This window comes from Rhodococcus sp. WMMA185 (assembly GCF_001767395.1).
Taxonomy (GTDB): domain Bacteria; phylum Actinomycetota; class Actinomycetes; order Mycobacteriales; family Mycobacteriaceae; genus Rhodococcus_F.
Genome location: NZ_CP017014.1, coordinates 3,834,754 through 3,849,229 on the forward strand (window position 1 = coordinate 3,834,754; position 14,476 = coordinate 3,849,229).

The following is a 14,476-nucleotide window of genomic DNA, read 5'->3' on the forward strand; positions in this document are numbered from 1 at the left end:
TGATTGTTCATCGCAGTCCTAGGGCGGCAAGTTCACGACCGACGAGCGACGGGTCTGGCACCTCGACCCCGAGCAGAACGTGGTGGACGGCCTCCGCGGCCTCGGGAATCAGGGCGCGCAATCTCGCGGGCTCGGGATTCTCCAGTGCCAGACGGATGTCGTCGCCACAAAGCGAGGCAACCGTTCCAGACAGAAGCGCGAGCACCTCGGCCGAATCTTGCGCCCGCGCGACGAATCCGACATCGGAGTGCGCGAGGACCGCAAGTACATCGGCCAGTTCGCCTACGGCACGTCCACTCACGATCCCCGGAATGCACCCGGCGTCCACGAGTTGCTGCACCGCCTCCGCGAGCCGGACGTCGTCGCCGGTCGGGGTGACGAATACCGCTAGCGGCGACGGCAATCCGAGCGCCACAGCATCCCTGAGTCGGCCGGCCGGACAGTCCAGGTGGAACCGGACTGCCTCGTAGGACGCCTGCGCGCGGGTCTGCAATTCGGCCGGGTCGACGTCGAGGCCGACGATGACTCTGCCCGCGTCGGTTCCTGCTGAGCCGAGCAAGGTGGAAGCCGATACGACCGGCGGGCCGAATGCGCCGCCGGTCGGCGGGTCGAAGCGATCACCGGGGTCGGTGGACGAACTGAGCAGTTCCGCGAGCAACGACTGTGGTCCGCGGCGGCGCGGAACGCTGAGGGAAAGAGGTATTGCCACCTTGTCACCGTAGTGGCCGCCGGAGTCTTGCCATTCGCACGTGACCTATCTTAGGTTAGGATTACCTCAATACAGCGTTGATCGAAGGAGGCCTCATGCCCGCTGCGAGAACCGGACCGTCCGCCGCCGAGCGCTTGCGCAGTTCATGCGCACGGATCGAGAACGCGGTACTCGCGGTCGAAGGCAGCGCCCCCACCAGCACCACGGTGGCCCACATGCGTTCCGAGGGCGACATAGTCGTGGCTGTGCCGAACGACTCTGTGGCAGCGACGCTGTCCCGGCTCACCGGCGCAATCCCCGCCCTACTCGAGTACACCGACAACTCCCCGCTCGCGCTGCGCGAACCCGTACGCTCGCTGGTCTGGTTGCGCGGCAATCTACATGCACTCTGTGAACCCCACGCCCGTTCGCTCGCCGACGAGGTGGCATCCGAATTCCCGCACCCCGGCCTCCTCGATGTCGGGCACGACGCGACGCTGCTGCAACTACATCTCGAAACCGCCGTGATTGCCGACTCCAGTGGCGCCGAGTCCGTCGACATCGAGGACCTGCTCGCCGCCCGGCCCGACCCATTCCGGGAGACGGAATCCGCATGGCTCTTGCATCTCGATGAAGACCACCGCGAGCTTCTCGACGTACTGTCGCGCAAGTTGCCGCGCGACATCCGACGCGAACGCATCCGTCCACTCGGTATCGACCGCTACGGATTGCGACTGCGCGTCGAGTGCGCCCTCGGCGACCGCGATATCCGATTGCCGTTCGCGGCGCCGGTAGACGACGTCACCGCGCTGAGCAGGGCCCTCCGGGTGCTCGCGGGCTGCCCTTTCCTCAACGGGCTCCGCGCGCGCAGTTGAACGATATTCGCTTTGGGCAGCAGCTAGCGTGGGCTGCGTGATCTCGCGCGCAGCGATCGACTCCTGGCTCAGGCCCTCGTCACCCGAACCGGCCACGCCACCACCCACCGACCGCGAACGGCGCGGCCTGTGGATAGAGATCACGATCGTCCTGCTCGTCACCTTCGGCGCCAACGCGCTGTCCGGGGTACTGTCCCTGTCCGAATCCTTACTCACGCCGGGCACCCTGGCAGATCAGGCTGTTGCCCTCAATGTCTCCCGTGCGGAGAACTCGTTCATCGATGCGGCCCGGCAGCTGCTCGGCGTCGTCCAACTGCTCGCCTGGTCCGCGTTGGGTCTGTATCTCCTGTGGCGCAGCGGCTACGGGCCGCGCAGCGTCGGGCTGGGCCGTTTCCGCTGGCGCCCCGACGCGACACAGGGTGTCGGACTCGCGGCGCTCATCGGGCTCCCCGGACTCGGCTTCTACCTCGTCGCTCGCGCGATCGGCGCCAACCTCACCGTCGTCCCGAGCACGATCGAGGATCACTGGTGGCGCCTGCCCGCGCTGATCCTCTGGGCGATCGCGAACTCCGGCGCCGAGGAAGTGCTCGTTGTCGCCTATTTGATCACCAGACTCCGGCAACTGGGGTGGGGCGAGAACTCGTCGCTCTTCGCATCGGCGATACTCCGCGGCACCTACCACCTCTACCAGGGCTTCGGCGGCGGGTTGGGCAATGTGGTGATGGGGTTGGTCTTCGGTCGGTACTGGCAGAAGACTCGGCGATTGTGGCCTCTCGTGATCGCCCACGCCACCATCGACTCGGTCGCGTTCGTCGGCTATGCCGCCCTGCGCGGGCACGTCGGTTGGATCCCGTAGCCGTGCCGGAGCAGTAAAGTTATGCCGATGACCGGCGACAATCCCCAACCTCCGCTACCACCTCGTCCGCGACGGCGAGCGCGGGGCGGACAGCCGGTGCCGCCGCCACCCAACCGTCGAATTCCTCCCAGTGGCCAGGGTTTGCCTCCGCAGCCAGGACGGGTGCCCCCGCCAGGCCCTCCACGCCCAGGTCCTCCACCGCCCCATCCCCGCGGAGAGGCTCCCCCGCACGGCTCCCCTGCACCGCCTGCCGAGGGAACCCAGGTGATCCGTCGGACCGGACGGGGTGCGCCGCCCGCCCCGCAGCGGGCGTGGTCACAGGCGCCTCCTTCGCACGCCCCTCAACCCCAGCGGGTACGTTCGGCGCCGCCTCGAGGCCATGCACCCACCCAGGTACCGCAACCGTATCGGGATGAGCCCGCATCGCCGCCGGGCGCGCCCGGCCATCGACCGCCACCCCCATCGACCACGCGACCGCGCCCCCCAGAGCCGCCTCGACAGCGTCGTCCAAAACGGAAGCGGCGCTGGGGCCGAGGCATCGGCATCCTGTTCCTGCTGCTGATCCTGGTGCTCGCGGGCGCGACGTACTACCTCGACACCACCCTGAACCGAATCGACGCGCTGGCCGCCTATCCCGGCCGAATCGCCGATACCCCGGGCACCAACTGGCTGCTGGTCGGTTCCGACAGTCGCGAAGGGCTGACCCCGGAGCAGGAACAGGAGCTCTCGACCGGCGGAGACACCGGGGGCGGCCGCACCGACACCATCATGATCGTGCACGTCCCCAGCGGCAGCGGTCCGGCCACGATGGTGAGCATTCCCCGCGATTCCTATGTGCCGATTCCGGGGTACGGCCAGGACAAGATCAACGCGGCGTTCGCCTTCGGCGGTCCACAGCTTCTGGTGCAGACCGTCGAGGAGGCCACCGGCCTGCACATGGACCACTACGCGGAGATCGGGTTCGACGGGTTCGCCGGCATGGTCGATGCGATCGGTGGCGTCCAGATGTGCCTCGACAACCCCATCGACGACCCCCTCGCCGGAATCAACCTCGGGCCTGGCTGCCAAGAGTTGTCGGGAACGCAGGCTCTAGGGTTCGTCCGCAGTCGCGCCACGGCGCTCGCCGACATCGACCGTATGGACAACCAGCGAATGTTCATGTCGGCGCTGATGACGAAGGTCGCCAGCCCGGAAACCTGGCTCAACCCGTTCCGGGTGTGGCCGCTGATCACCGGCATCGCAGCTTCGTTGAGTGTCGATGAGCGCGACCACATCTGGAACCTTGCGGCTCTGGCCTGGGCGTTGCGCGGCGACATGGTCACCACCACAGTTCCCATCGCCAGTTTCCAGGATGTCGCCGGATCCGGAAACGTGGTGGTGTGGGACCGCGATCGGGCCTCCCAGTTCTTCGGCGCCCTCGCGAACGACCAACAGCTTCCCCCCGAACTGGTCACCACCGGCCCGTGACATACAGGGAGTACGCCCGGGCCGGGGTGGCGTCAGCGAGTTCCACTCACCTCAAGGGAGGGAAGTTCCATTTCTGGTTTGGGCCGTCGTCGGTGCAGTCCCACAACTGAAGTCGGATGCCGTTGGCAGATACATTGTCGGTCACATCCAAGCACTTCCCGGCCGCCAAGTTGACTATTCGACCACCTTCCGGGCTGCCGTTGGTGACCGCATCATCGACAAGCCACACCTGCCGCGTCTGCTCTATCTGACCCGTGTTGAACCAGCATTCGGCGATCCTTACTTCGCTGCCGTTGGGGTAGAGACCATCGGGTGTCGTGGTCGGAGCCGGAGTGGCCTGCAAGCATTTGTTGCTGAGCGGGTTGACGATCGCCGTCCGACCACCGGCCATCCTCCACTGCTGATTCCCGGCCCCGGTGTGGTCCCACATCTGCACAGGAGTGCCGTCGGTAGTTACGCCGTCGACGATGTCCACCACCCGGCCGTCAAGCCCGTACACCGGAAAATCGATCATGGTCGCGAGCATCAGATCGGCACGCCGTACGTCGTCAATCGCAGCCCGTAGGTCGAGGCCGGATCCGAATTCGTCGAGAATAGCCTGATCGCGGGCTATTTCGTCGGGGTCAGGGTTGTTGAAGTCGATGTCGGCGAAGAGCTCCTCGATGAAAGTCGCCGCGATGGCGAGCTCCATGGGAGTGATGTCGTCTTGGTTGCCGTTCGGGTCGTCGGCGATGGCTAGCCTCGCCTGCACCACGTCGTGGGCTCTCTTGACGGGAGAAGCTCCGCCCTGAACTGGTGAGATGGCGTCCTCCTCGGTGACCTCCGAGGGCGGAACGCCGACCAACCCGCCGACCAAGTTGAGGACTTGATTGGAGGCAGCCAATCTGGCGTCACCGGTCCTGTTTCCTTCGTCGGCGGCGTCGATGGCGGCCTGGCTGATCCCTGGGAACAAATCGTCGGCTATCCCCACGAGCCGTATCTGCGGTGCCGTGGAGATGGTGGGGCTCTGCGCCAACGAGTTGAACCCGTTGCCTATAAGTGCAACCCCGACGACTGCAGCAACCCCGACGATGAACGGTGGACGAACTGGTACAAGTTTCATACAAGTTTCTCCTAGCGTGCGCTAGGTGCGTGAACACGCTGCAGACTCGGAATAATCGGCGGCAAAGAGAATCTCACCCGCATACACGTGCCGCGTCTGTCCCCCGAACGGACTCTTCTCGGTCTGTCTGCGCATCCCCCGATCGGACCATGCGAATGTCGGCAGAACCGCCGGAACCGCTACGCAACAGCACCGAACTCCAGGAAATCGGGTTACTCGCGTCTATGCGGAATACTCGTCGATGGCACCACCGACCACACGGCCGCTCGGTCAGGAGAGAAAGTTGCGATCATGCCAAGGATTTCGCGTGGAGGCCGCACCCTATTGCGTCTTCTGACTGTCGCCACAGCGCTCGTCGTCTCCGCTTGCCAGGCGCCCACCGCCACCGCACCGTCGGAACCCACGGCACCCACTGCACCCACGGACTTCGTGTCACTGCACGACTTCGATCCAACGATCCTGCAAGAGATCCGCTACTACACGCCGCACAACTTCACCGGTAGCCCTGTCGACGGCTACAGGCAGCCGATGTGCATCCTTACACGTGAGGCAGCCGAGGCGCTCGAAAGAGCGCAGCAGGAGTTCCTCACGCAGGGGTACTCGTTGAAGGTATACGACTGCTACCGACCACAGCGGGCTGTCGACAACTTCGTAGCCTGGGCCGAGGATCTCTCAGATCAGCGGATGAAGGCCGAATTCTATCCCCGCGTCGACAAGGCAAACCTGTTCCGCGACGGGTACATCGACGAGCGCTCCGGACACAGCCGCGGGAGCACCGCCGACATGACACTCGTGAAACTCCCCGCCGAATCGACTCGACCCTACGTTCCCGGGGAGCCTCTGACTGATTGCGCGGCACCGCGTGAGGAACGCTTTCCCGACAACTCCATCGACATGGGAACCGGGTTCGACTGTTTCGACACTCTTGCCCACACCCTCGATCCGCGCATCCAGGGCGAGCAACTGAACAACCGGCTATTACTGAAAGATGGCCTCGAGAAGCAAGGCTTCGTCAACTTGCCAGTCGAATGGTGGCACTTCACCTATCAACCGGAGCCTTTCCCCGACACCTACTTCGACTTTCCCATCGACCAGGCTTCACTCAGCTGACCGAGCCCAACTATGGAAACCCTTGCCATACTAAGGCGAAACTTGCATGACATGGCTTCTGACCAGCGCTATTGTTGCGCCATGACATCTATTGACGCGCACAACACAAAGTTCCTCGGTCTGCTTCACGATCAGATCAGGAACGAATTCAACGCGTCACACCAATACCTTGCATCGGCAGTCTATTTCGACAATGCAGACCTGCCGCAGTTGGCCAAGCACTTCTACAAGCAGGCCGTCGAAGAACGCAACCACGCGATGATGATCATTCAGTTCTTCTTGGATCGCGACATCAACGTGGAACTGCCGGGTGTGGACCCCGCCAAGGGGCAATTCGAATCCGCGCGTGAACCGATCGCCCTCGCGCTGAGCAATGAAAAGACGGTCACCGAACAGATCGTGCATCTCGCGAGCACTGCCCGCGAGGAGGGCGACTATCTAGGCGAGCAGTTCATGCAGTGGTTCCTCGCGGAACAGGTCGAGGAGGTCGCGAGCATGACGACTCTGCTGACCATCGCCGATCGTGCGGGCGGCAACCTGTTCGACCTCGAGAATTTCGTCGCGCGCGAGATGAGCGACGTCGCAGCCACAGCCGGGGCACCCAAGGCGGCTGGCGGTTCCATCTGACCGCCCGTGCGTGGTGGGTCTGCACACGTCACCCCACCACGCACGTTTGGAGCGCGCCTATCTCAGCGTGACCTGGCGGCCGCGGAGGCCGTCGCGGGCGCGTCGTTCTTCGTTGGTGAGAGGCGCGTCGACGGCGAGAGCCTGGGTCAGCCGTTCACCGAGTTCGATGGTCCCCGCTGCCCATTCGGTGGGGTGCTTCTCCCGATCGAGGTCGAACACCGGGACCAGCAGTCCGTGCGTCCGGAACGATCCGGCATACCGGGAACCCTCACCGAGGTGTAGACCGCCGGCGGCATGCACGCGCGCGAGAGCGAGCATCAGATCGTCTTCGTCCTCGGGGCGCACCCAGCGCAAGTGAGCCCTCTCGCCCGCGTCGACCCACCATGCCCCGACGATGCCGTCGGCTTCGATTCGGGCCGAGGGCATGATCGCCGCATTCGCGTGCTGCACAGTGGCCGCGACCTCTGAGGTCGGTTCCACCCCTTCGGGAATCCACCAATCGAAGTCCTGGTGCACGGTGATGTCGAGAAGCGCATCGGCGTCGATCACATCGGCGAGTGCGGGCGTCTCCGAACCGGGGTCGGCGAACGTAAGCGACTCACCAGGGGCGGACTCCTGAGCCCAGACGATCGATGCGGCCAGGTCGGCACCGAGATCGGCCGAATGCACCTGGACCTGCACCCCGACGAACCCGGTGGCATCGTCCCCTTCCTCCCGGACCAGTGCCGCGACTGCGCCCGGAAGCACCGTCGCCAGCGTCACCTGGCGCTGCGAATCCTTCAAGGGAAGCGGGGCCGTCGCCGACGGCACGAATTCGCGCAGCGCCACCAGATCACATTCGGCGGCGAGACCTTGGAAGGGCCGGGTCACTGCCGCCGCAGCGCTCTCTCGCTCCGCCCGTCGCTGCGCCATCTTCTCGGCGCGGGCATTGCCTGGCTTCGGACCGCTGTTTCTCTTGCTTTTCTTTCCCACGAAGCCAAAACCTACACCGTTCGGCAAAGGCACCAAAGCGGCCGAGGGAGAAGCGGAAGCGCTACGGGCTGCGCCAACACGGCTCGTTCGCTTGGACCCTGTGGCGCGTTATCCCCGCACCGACGATTGGCACGACGAATCGCATCCGTCGCCCCCTATTTCGTTGCCCGTAGGGACGTGGGTCAGGATTCGAGCCAATTCTTGGTGCGGCCGGGGTAGTTGGTGGCCACCCAACCGACGCCGAGTTCGCGGCACAGCTCGACGTCGCTGCGGCTGTCGACGGTCCAGCAGTAGGTGGCGCGTCCCGCCGCCGCGGCCCTGTCGACGATGTCGGGGTGCTCATGCAGGGTCTTCACGGATGGCCCGACTGCGGTGGCCCCGACGGTTGTCGCCGCACCACCGCCGAGGACACGGGCGGATTCGCCCAGCAGGACCGTCGGGAGCAGCGGCGCCGACCGGCGGATCCGCCACACAGCACTCGCGGAGAACGACATCACGACCGCGCGCGCATGGTCGGCGGAAGGTGGTGCCCCGATGCCGAAGCGCTGCAACTCGGCGAGCACTTTGCTCTCGACGAGACTGCCGAAGCGGACGGGATGCTTGGTTTCGATGAACAGTTTCACCGGCCGTTCCGACCAATCCAGCGTCAACTCGATCAGGGTCCTCAGTTCGAGGAGGCCGGCTGGTTCATCGGAGGTGCCGTAGTTGAAATCGGCCAGCTCGTCGCGCGTCATCTCACTGACGACGCCGGTACCCGACGAGGTTCGGTCGACAGTGCGATCGTGGACGCATACGAGGTGGCCGTCTCGGGTGAGTCGCACGTCGCACTCGAGGCCGTCCGCACCCTCTTCCAGTGCCAGTTCGTACGCGGCAAGGGTGTGCTCGGGCCGAGCCGCGGACGCGCCGCGATGCGCCACCACCAAAGGTCCTCGCCGGTCGGGGCTCACGATGCGAGCGCTTCCCGGTCCGCGATGACCCAGCGGGTGATCGCGCCCTTCGATCCCGTGAGAGTCCGCCCCTCGAGCCTGCGAACGACCATCAACGTCGCGACGGCGGTCGCGGACGCGACCAGCGCCGTGAACGCGGACAGGAGCACACCGTCTGCCATGACCTGCAACCCGGGGCGCGAGCGCCAGAACCAGTTGAAAACGACAAGCGCGGCACCGAAGACCCAAAGGCTCCACCACACGCGAACCAGTGCGACCGCCCGCGGATCCCGACCGATCACCTCGAGTAGGAATACCCCCGGCATCACCAGGTTCAGCCCAGGAACGGCGCACCCGGCGATCACCTCTCCCATCGACCGCGGGTCCGACATCTTGGATCGATCGAACGTACGACGACGAATCCGCAACAGCCAGCACACGGCGCTGATTCCCGACAGCAGCGCGAAGACCGCGCCGCCGACCTGGCTGACGAACACCGTGGCATCAGACACCGCCAGAACCGCTGGGTCGATCAGCCGGGTCCGGTTGCGGACCAGGATGGCGTACCGGGCCACTTCGGCCAGCACTGCCAATCCATAGAGGCTCGCGGCGAAAGTGAGAAAGAAGGCCGTCTTGTCGGCGAGCAGCTTCTGCCAGTCGCGGCGTACGACAGGGATCTCGATCCGATCGCGCAATCCCCAGCGCGGGATTTCCGTGTAGCGCGGCGTCGGACTCGCCACCGGGTGATCAGGCGCAAGGCCGGAGCGCTGCGATGGCGGTCGCGCAATCCAGCGGAAGCCTCGCCGATCGGGTGGCAGGTGCTGGTCCGTCCGGACCGGAGCCAGCAGCACTCCGTGACAGCGGGGGCACCACTGCGTCGGAGCGCCGACCACCGGCCACCGGCCCGCACATCGCGCACACACTTGAACGAGGCTCATACCCGGCGCACCCACTTCACATTGCCGATTGTTTCATGACCTGGGTGTGCAAGGAGCTGGCTGTCGAATCTCTCCTCGCGCACGAAATCTGTGATCTGAACCACAGGAATTCCGAAGTTATCCACAGTTTCCACAGCTTCATTCACAGCTGTGACCACTGTTTGTGGCGCTTATACACAGGTCAGAGCGCGTTGGTGATGCTTGGTTGTTGACAGGTTCGAGCAGCTGGTCCACAGCCGTGGACAATTTGACACGGCATCCCCACGAACTGTCGAACTGCGGCAGAACCAAAGCGGCAGAACCAACGAACTGCGGTGGACGACGCTCGGCCCGGAATTACCCCTCCTACGTCGAGTTGCCGCGAAGCAACCCGACAACTCCGGACCGGCCGTCGTCTTCCCCCACCTCGCCGGGGTGAAGATTCCCCGACACTCGTATTGACGCAGCCCGTCACCATCCGGTTCCACCCAAATCTGAGATCTCGCCGACCCTGTAATCTCGGGGACCGATGAAGGAAGAAATCGGGTCGCGATGGAACCTCGGGCCCACCCGAGTCCTTCAGGTGGCGGCAGGTCTCATCGCAGCCCAACTGCTCGTTCGGACCTTGGTGGCGGGCCACAGCGGCTACTACTGGGACGATTTGATCCTTGTCGGACGCGGCGCAAGCGTCCCCCTGTTCTCGAGCGACCTTCTTCTCTACGACCACGACGGTCACCTCATGCCGGGTGCCTTCCTGGTTGCGGGAATCGCGACGCGGATCGCGCCGTACCAATGGATCCTGCCGATGCTGACGATGGTCGTGCTGCAAGCGCTCGCCTCGTATGCGGTCTTCCGGTTGCTGCGCAAAATCCTCGGTCTGCGGCCCGTCCTGCTGATTCCGCTGGCGCTGTACCTCTTCTCTCCGCTGACCCTGCCTGCATTCGCTTGGTGGGCGGCCGCGCTCAATGCGCTGCCACTGCAGATCGCGCTCGCCTGGGTGGCGGGAGACGCACTCGACCTGTGCCGGACGGGGCGTCGACGATACGCAGTCTCGGGCACACTCGTGCTGATCGCTTCGCTGCTGTTCTTCGAGAAATCCGTACTGGTTCCGTTCGTCGCGTTCGCAACGGTGGCCCTGCTCGCGCACATCGAGGGTCGCGAGCGGCCCGTCCTGTCGACACTGCGCCGGGGCGCACCGCTGTGGATTGGGTCAGCAGTGGTGCTCGCCGCGTGGGCGATCGTCTACCTCTCCTCGGTTGAGTCCCGGTTGGTGCGACCGAACGCTGTGGCCGCGTTCGAGTTGTTCAGTCACGCCACGTCACGCGGTCTCCTCCCCACCCTCCTCGGCGGACCTTGGGCGTGGGCGCGCTGGATCCCGAGCCCATCTTGGGCCACACCTCCGACAGTGCTGGTGGTGGCCGGCTGGGTTGCTCTAACCGTGGCGGTGATCGCCACCGTGCGACGCAAGCGCCGCATCGTCGCCGTGTGGATCCTGACGGCCGCATACTTCCTTCTGTCGGTGACGGCAATGGTCGTCACCCGATCGAGCGACAACACCGCCTACGAACTCGCGCAGACCCTTCGGTACTTCACAGACACCGCAGTGATCCTGGCGATCGCCCTCGCCTTGATCGCCCGCGCCACCGCACGAAACGCTGCCCCCATCCGGGTGCAGCCGGTGGTTGCGGTCGTAGCCGTCGCCGCATTCATCGCCAGCAGCCTGTGGTCGACGTACACGTTCAGCCGGAGCTGGGACGAGAACCCGACAACCAACTACCTCGCGACCGCACGTGAATCGCTCGCGGAACACAGTGACGCGCCGATCCTCGATCAGCCCACGTCTATTTGGGTACTGCTGCCGGTTGCCTACCCCTACAACATGGTGAGCAGGCTCCTCGCCCCGCTACGTGACCGCCCTGAGTTCTCCAACAACACACCTGACCTACGGATGATCGACGACGACGGCTCAGTGATCGACGCACAGGTCACGTGGGTGCGATCGATCGAGCCCGGCACGACCCCGGACTGCGGTCACCTTGTCGACAAGCGAAGCTTCGTGCCGCTCCCCCTCGACGGCCCCCTGATCGGCTGGGAGTGGACAGCGGAACTCAACTACATGGCTGACGCCGACGGAGAAATCTCGGTCGCTCTCGAGCAGGGCGATTCGGTGCGGGTGCCCGTGAAACAGGGCCTGGGTTCGGTGTTCGTGCGGCTCATCGGGGGTGGCAATTACCTGCGGGTGAGTACCCTCACCCCCAATCTGTCCGTCTGCATCGGCACGGGACCGGTCGGCTCCGTGGTCCCGAAGTAGCCGGTCCCGAAGTAGCCGGTCCCGAAATAGCCGGTCCCGAAATAGCTGGCGCCGAAATGGCTACCTGCCGTAGCGAGACCAGGCGACGCGAGCACTGGCCGCACTCACGATGGCGGCGGCGGCATCGTCCAGAACCGCGGTGGGCAGCCCCAACCTCGCGAACAGCGTGCGCCGAGCCTCGGTCATCTCGAGCCTCGCACCCGGGAACCGTTTCTCCACCACCTCGCGCAGCGTGCCGATGCCGTCCACGATGCCGAGCTCGGCGGCGCGGCGCCCCAGCCACACGTCGCCGTCGAACAGATTTGCCTCGGTTGCCTTCAACTTCTCCCCGCGACGCTCGATCACCCAGTCACGGAACTCGTCGTGGATGCCTTCCTGGATCGTGTTCAGCCACTCGACATCCTCCGACTTTTCGACGAAGAACGGGTCCAGGCGGGCTTTCGCTTCCCCAGCAGAATGGAGTCGCCGTTCGATACCGAGGCGCTCGATCAATTCGGAGAATCCGAAGCCGGCGGAGATAACACCGATGGAACCGACGACGGATGTTGCGGTCGCGTAGATCTCGTCGGCCGCGCACGCCAGCCAATAACCACCGGAAGCCACGACGTCCTCGCAGAACGCAATCACGGGCACGTCGTGTTCGTTGGCCAGTTGCCGGATGCGTGAGGCGATGTATTCACTCTGGGTCGGCGAACCACCGGGACTGTTGATCAAGAGCGCGACGGCCTTGGCGTCGTGCGTGGTGAACGCCCGCCGAAGGGGTTCCTCCACCGATTCCGCGCTGAGCACTCGAGAGAACCCCGCGCCACCCGAAGCGATCATTCCGTGCAGCCGTACCACCGGTACCACGCCGGAACCGGCGCCCCCGAACCGATCTGGAAGCTTGTCAGCCAGCGGTTTCGGCAGAGTTAACGGGTTTTTCGCCATGGAGCAAGCCTACCGAGGACGAATCAGGCACAGTGGTAGCCATGGAGTTGCGAGTCTTTACCGAACCTCAGCAAGGCGCAACCTACGACGAGCTGCTGGCCGTGGCTTTGGCCGCCGAGCGATGTGGATACGGCGCGTTCTTCCGGTCGGATCACTTTCTCCCTATGAATGTGGAGGGCTTGCCGGGCCCGACGGACGCGTGGATCACCCTGGCCGGACTGGCCCGCGAGACGTCCACGATCCGGCTCGGCACCCTGGTCACGTCAGCGACGTTCCGCCGCGCCGGACCGCTGGCCATCTCGGTGGCACAGGTGGACCAGATGAGCGACGGCCGCGTGGATTTCGGTATCGGCGCCGGATGGTTCGAGGAGGAGCACAAGGCGTACGGGATTCCGTTCCCTTCACTGAAGGAACGATTCGAACTGCTCGACGAATCCCTCGCCGTGATCACAGGGTTGTGGCGCGCCCCCGTCGGCGAGACCTTCTCATACGACGGGGCGCATCTGACCGTCAAGGATTCGCCCGCCCTTCCCAAGCCTCGGCAGCCACACGGCCCGCCCATCATCATCGGCGGCGGCGGTATGAAGAAGACCCCGGCGCTCGCGGCGAGGTATGCGGACGAATTCAATGCGCCCTTCCATCACACTGATGCAGCGCGAGAGGCATTCGGTCGAGTTCGGACCGCGTGCAAGGCAATCAACCGTGACTCGACCGAGTTGGTGTACTCCACCACGCTCGTCCTCTGCTGCGGCCGAAGCGAGGGGGAGGTCTCGCGTCGCGCCGCAGCCATCGGGCGCGACGTAGACGAACTCCGAGAGAACGGGCTCGCCGGGTCGCCTGCCGAACTGGTCGACAAGATCGGCCGCTACGCCGAGGCAGGAACGCAACGGATCTACTTGCAGACCTTGGACCTGAGCGACATCGACCACGTCGAGCTCGTCGCGAGCGAGGTAATGCCCCAGTTGTGAAACCCGACCGACCTCAGTGCCGCGTGCTCGAGTCCAGATACTGACGGATCTCTCGGTCCCATTGGGCGTAACGTGCGCGGTTGAGAAGGATCCGGGTGATCGCGAGTCCGGACAACCCGATCGCCATCACGGCGAACCAGGTGAACAGCCCCGCAATCACACCACCGACTCGTGCCGCGGCCGGCGACACGGGTTTCTGAGCGAGGTTCCCGTTTTGGTCGACCCAGATCTGCTCATGCGAGCCCGCCTGTGTAGCCGGGTAGACCGCGATGTCACCTTTGCGGACGGCGTTGCCCCACGTCCACTCTGCGGGCGCTTCATAGGCTTCGGACGCGGCGAAGCGCGAAGTTGTGGCCTCGTTGAACGCGTCGGCGACCGTGGTGGCAGTGACGGTGCTGTACTCGGCGCTCTGTTGCTTCGACAGGGCCAACTGACTATCGATGGTGCGGGCGCCCATCACGACCGATAGTGGCAGCATGACCAGCGCAAGCAGCACCAGAAGAATGCTGGCCCGTCGCTCTATCCGGTCCGAGCGCCTCAGAAGTGGATTACCCCGACGAGAAGGGCGCCTATGCGGACGCCGCGGGTAAGAATCGTTCAGCATTCCGAACCGTCCTCTCGCTCACAACGCCCTGCGGTTCAGCGTCGAACGCAAGACGAACGGGATCGAGGCGACAGGGTGTACCAATAGGCACTAGGCGCCTTCGTGCACGCCCCCGCACGAACCTGT

Annotated in this window: 15 protein-coding genes; 7 read left to right on the forward strand and 8 right to left on the reverse strand. The window is 64.9% G+C overall.

From position 1 onward, the window contains the following. Positions 1–7 precede the first annotated feature (7 nt). Positions 8–709, reverse strand: a complete 702-nt coding sequence (locus BFN03_RS17255; protein WP_070380035.1) for a hypothetical protein — start codon at positions 707–709, stop codon at positions 8–10. 95 nt (positions 710–804) lie between these two features. Between BFN03_RS17255 and BFN03_RS17260 the strand changes: the two genes are divergently transcribed. Continuing rightward, entirely contained in the window at positions 805–1,563 is a 759-nt protein-coding gene (locus tag BFN03_RS17260; protein WP_070380036.1) for a DUF2470 domain-containing protein, read from the forward strand. 37 nt (positions 1,564–1,600) lie between these two features. After that, on the forward strand, positions 1,601–2,419 hold the full coding sequence (locus tag BFN03_RS17265; RefSeq protein ID WP_070380037.1) for a CPBP family intramembrane glutamic endopeptidase: 819 nt from the start codon (positions 1,601–1,603) through the stop codon (positions 2,417–2,419). A gap of 19 nt (positions 2,420–2,438) precedes the next feature. Here BFN03_RS17265 and BFN03_RS20680 read toward each other — a convergent pair whose 3' ends face one another. Continuing rightward, positions 2,439–2,738 carry a hypothetical protein gene (locus BFN03_RS20680; protein ID WP_198163509.1) on the reverse strand — a complete coding sequence of 100 codons (300 nt, stop codon included), beginning with the start codon at positions 2,736–2,738 and terminating at the stop codon, positions 2,439–2,441. On the opposite strand from BFN03_RS20680, the gene BFN03_RS17275 reads away from it, so the two are divergent. Further along, positions 2,684–3,886, forward strand: coding sequence for an LCP family protein (locus BFN03_RS17275; RefSeq protein ID WP_232320312.1), 1,203 nt, complete (start codon positions 2,684–2,686; stop codon positions 3,884–3,886). The genes BFN03_RS20680 and BFN03_RS17275 overlap by 55 nt on opposite strands. Positions 3,887–3,932: 46 nt before the next feature. Here BFN03_RS17275 and BFN03_RS17280 read toward each other — a convergent pair whose 3' ends face one another. After that, positions 3,933–4,988: an RICIN domain-containing protein gene (locus BFN03_RS17280; RefSeq protein WP_070380039.1), complete on the reverse strand. Its 1,056-nt coding sequence runs from the start codon at positions 4,986–4,988 to the stop codon at positions 3,933–3,935. Between the two features lie 291 nt (positions 4,989–5,279). Here BFN03_RS17280 and BFN03_RS17285 point away from each other — a divergent pair, with 291 nt between their 5' ends. Beyond that, complete coding sequence (locus BFN03_RS17285; RefSeq protein WP_070380040.1) at positions 5,280–6,098, forward strand: M15 family metallopeptidase; 819 nt, start codon at positions 5,280–5,282, stop codon at positions 6,096–6,098. An 81-nt stretch (positions 6,099–6,179) separates the two neighbouring features. Continuing rightward, on the forward strand, positions 6,180–6,725 hold the full coding sequence (locus BFN03_RS17290; protein WP_070380041.1) for a ferritin: 546 nt from the start codon (positions 6,180–6,182) through the stop codon (positions 6,723–6,725). Positions 6,726–6,782: 57 nt separating this feature from the next. Here the strand turns inward: BFN03_RS17290 and BFN03_RS17295 are convergent, their stop codons facing one another. The 3 genes from BFN03_RS17295 to BFN03_RS17305 all read right to left on the reverse strand — a co-directional run bounded on the left by BFN03_RS17295 (position 6,783) and on the right by BFN03_RS17305 (position 9,561). Continuing rightward, positions 6,783–7,697, reverse strand: coding sequence for a DUF5926 family protein (locus BFN03_RS17295; protein ID WP_070380042.1), 915 nt, complete (start codon positions 7,695–7,697; stop codon positions 6,783–6,785). 182 nt (positions 7,698–7,879) lie between these two features. Then, positions 7,880–8,644, reverse strand: coding sequence for a glycerophosphodiester phosphodiesterase (locus BFN03_RS17300; protein WP_070380043.1), 765 nt, complete (start codon positions 8,642–8,644; stop codon positions 7,880–7,882). Further along, a complete protein-coding gene (locus BFN03_RS17305) occupies positions 8,641–9,561 on the reverse strand; it encodes a DUF4328 domain-containing protein (protein WP_070380044.1) in 921 nt (306 codons plus the stop codon). Before BFN03_RS17305 ends, BFN03_RS17300 begins: the two co-directional genes overlap by 4 nt. Positions 9,562–10,069: 508 nt before the next feature. Between BFN03_RS17305 and BFN03_RS17310 the strand changes: the two genes are divergently transcribed. Next, positions 10,070–11,851: a hypothetical protein gene (locus BFN03_RS17310; protein WP_070380045.1), complete on the forward strand. Its 1,782-nt coding sequence runs from the start codon at positions 10,070–10,072 to the stop codon at positions 11,849–11,851. A 60-nt stretch (positions 11,852–11,911) separates the two neighbouring features. On the opposite strand, the gene BFN03_RS17315 is transcribed toward BFN03_RS17310, so the two are convergent. Further along, positions 11,912–12,778 carry a S49 family peptidase gene (locus BFN03_RS17315; protein ID WP_070380046.1) on the reverse strand — a complete coding sequence of 289 codons (867 nt, stop codon included), beginning with the start codon at positions 12,776–12,778 and terminating at the stop codon, positions 11,912–11,914. A gap of 41 nt (positions 12,779–12,819) precedes the next feature. On the opposite strand from BFN03_RS17315, the gene BFN03_RS17320 reads away from it, so the two are divergent. Further along, positions 12,820–13,746: an LLM class F420-dependent oxidoreductase gene (locus BFN03_RS17320; protein WP_070380047.1), complete on the forward strand. Its 927-nt coding sequence runs from the start codon at positions 12,820–12,822 to the stop codon at positions 13,744–13,746. Positions 13,747–13,759: 13 nt separating this feature from the next. Here the strand turns inward: BFN03_RS17320 and BFN03_RS17325 are convergent, their stop codons facing one another. Then, on the reverse strand, positions 13,760–14,350 hold the full coding sequence (locus tag BFN03_RS17325) for an Rv1733c family protein (protein ID WP_070380048.1): 591 nt from the start codon (positions 14,348–14,350) through the stop codon (positions 13,760–13,762). Positions 14,351–14,476 lie beyond the last annotated feature (126 nt).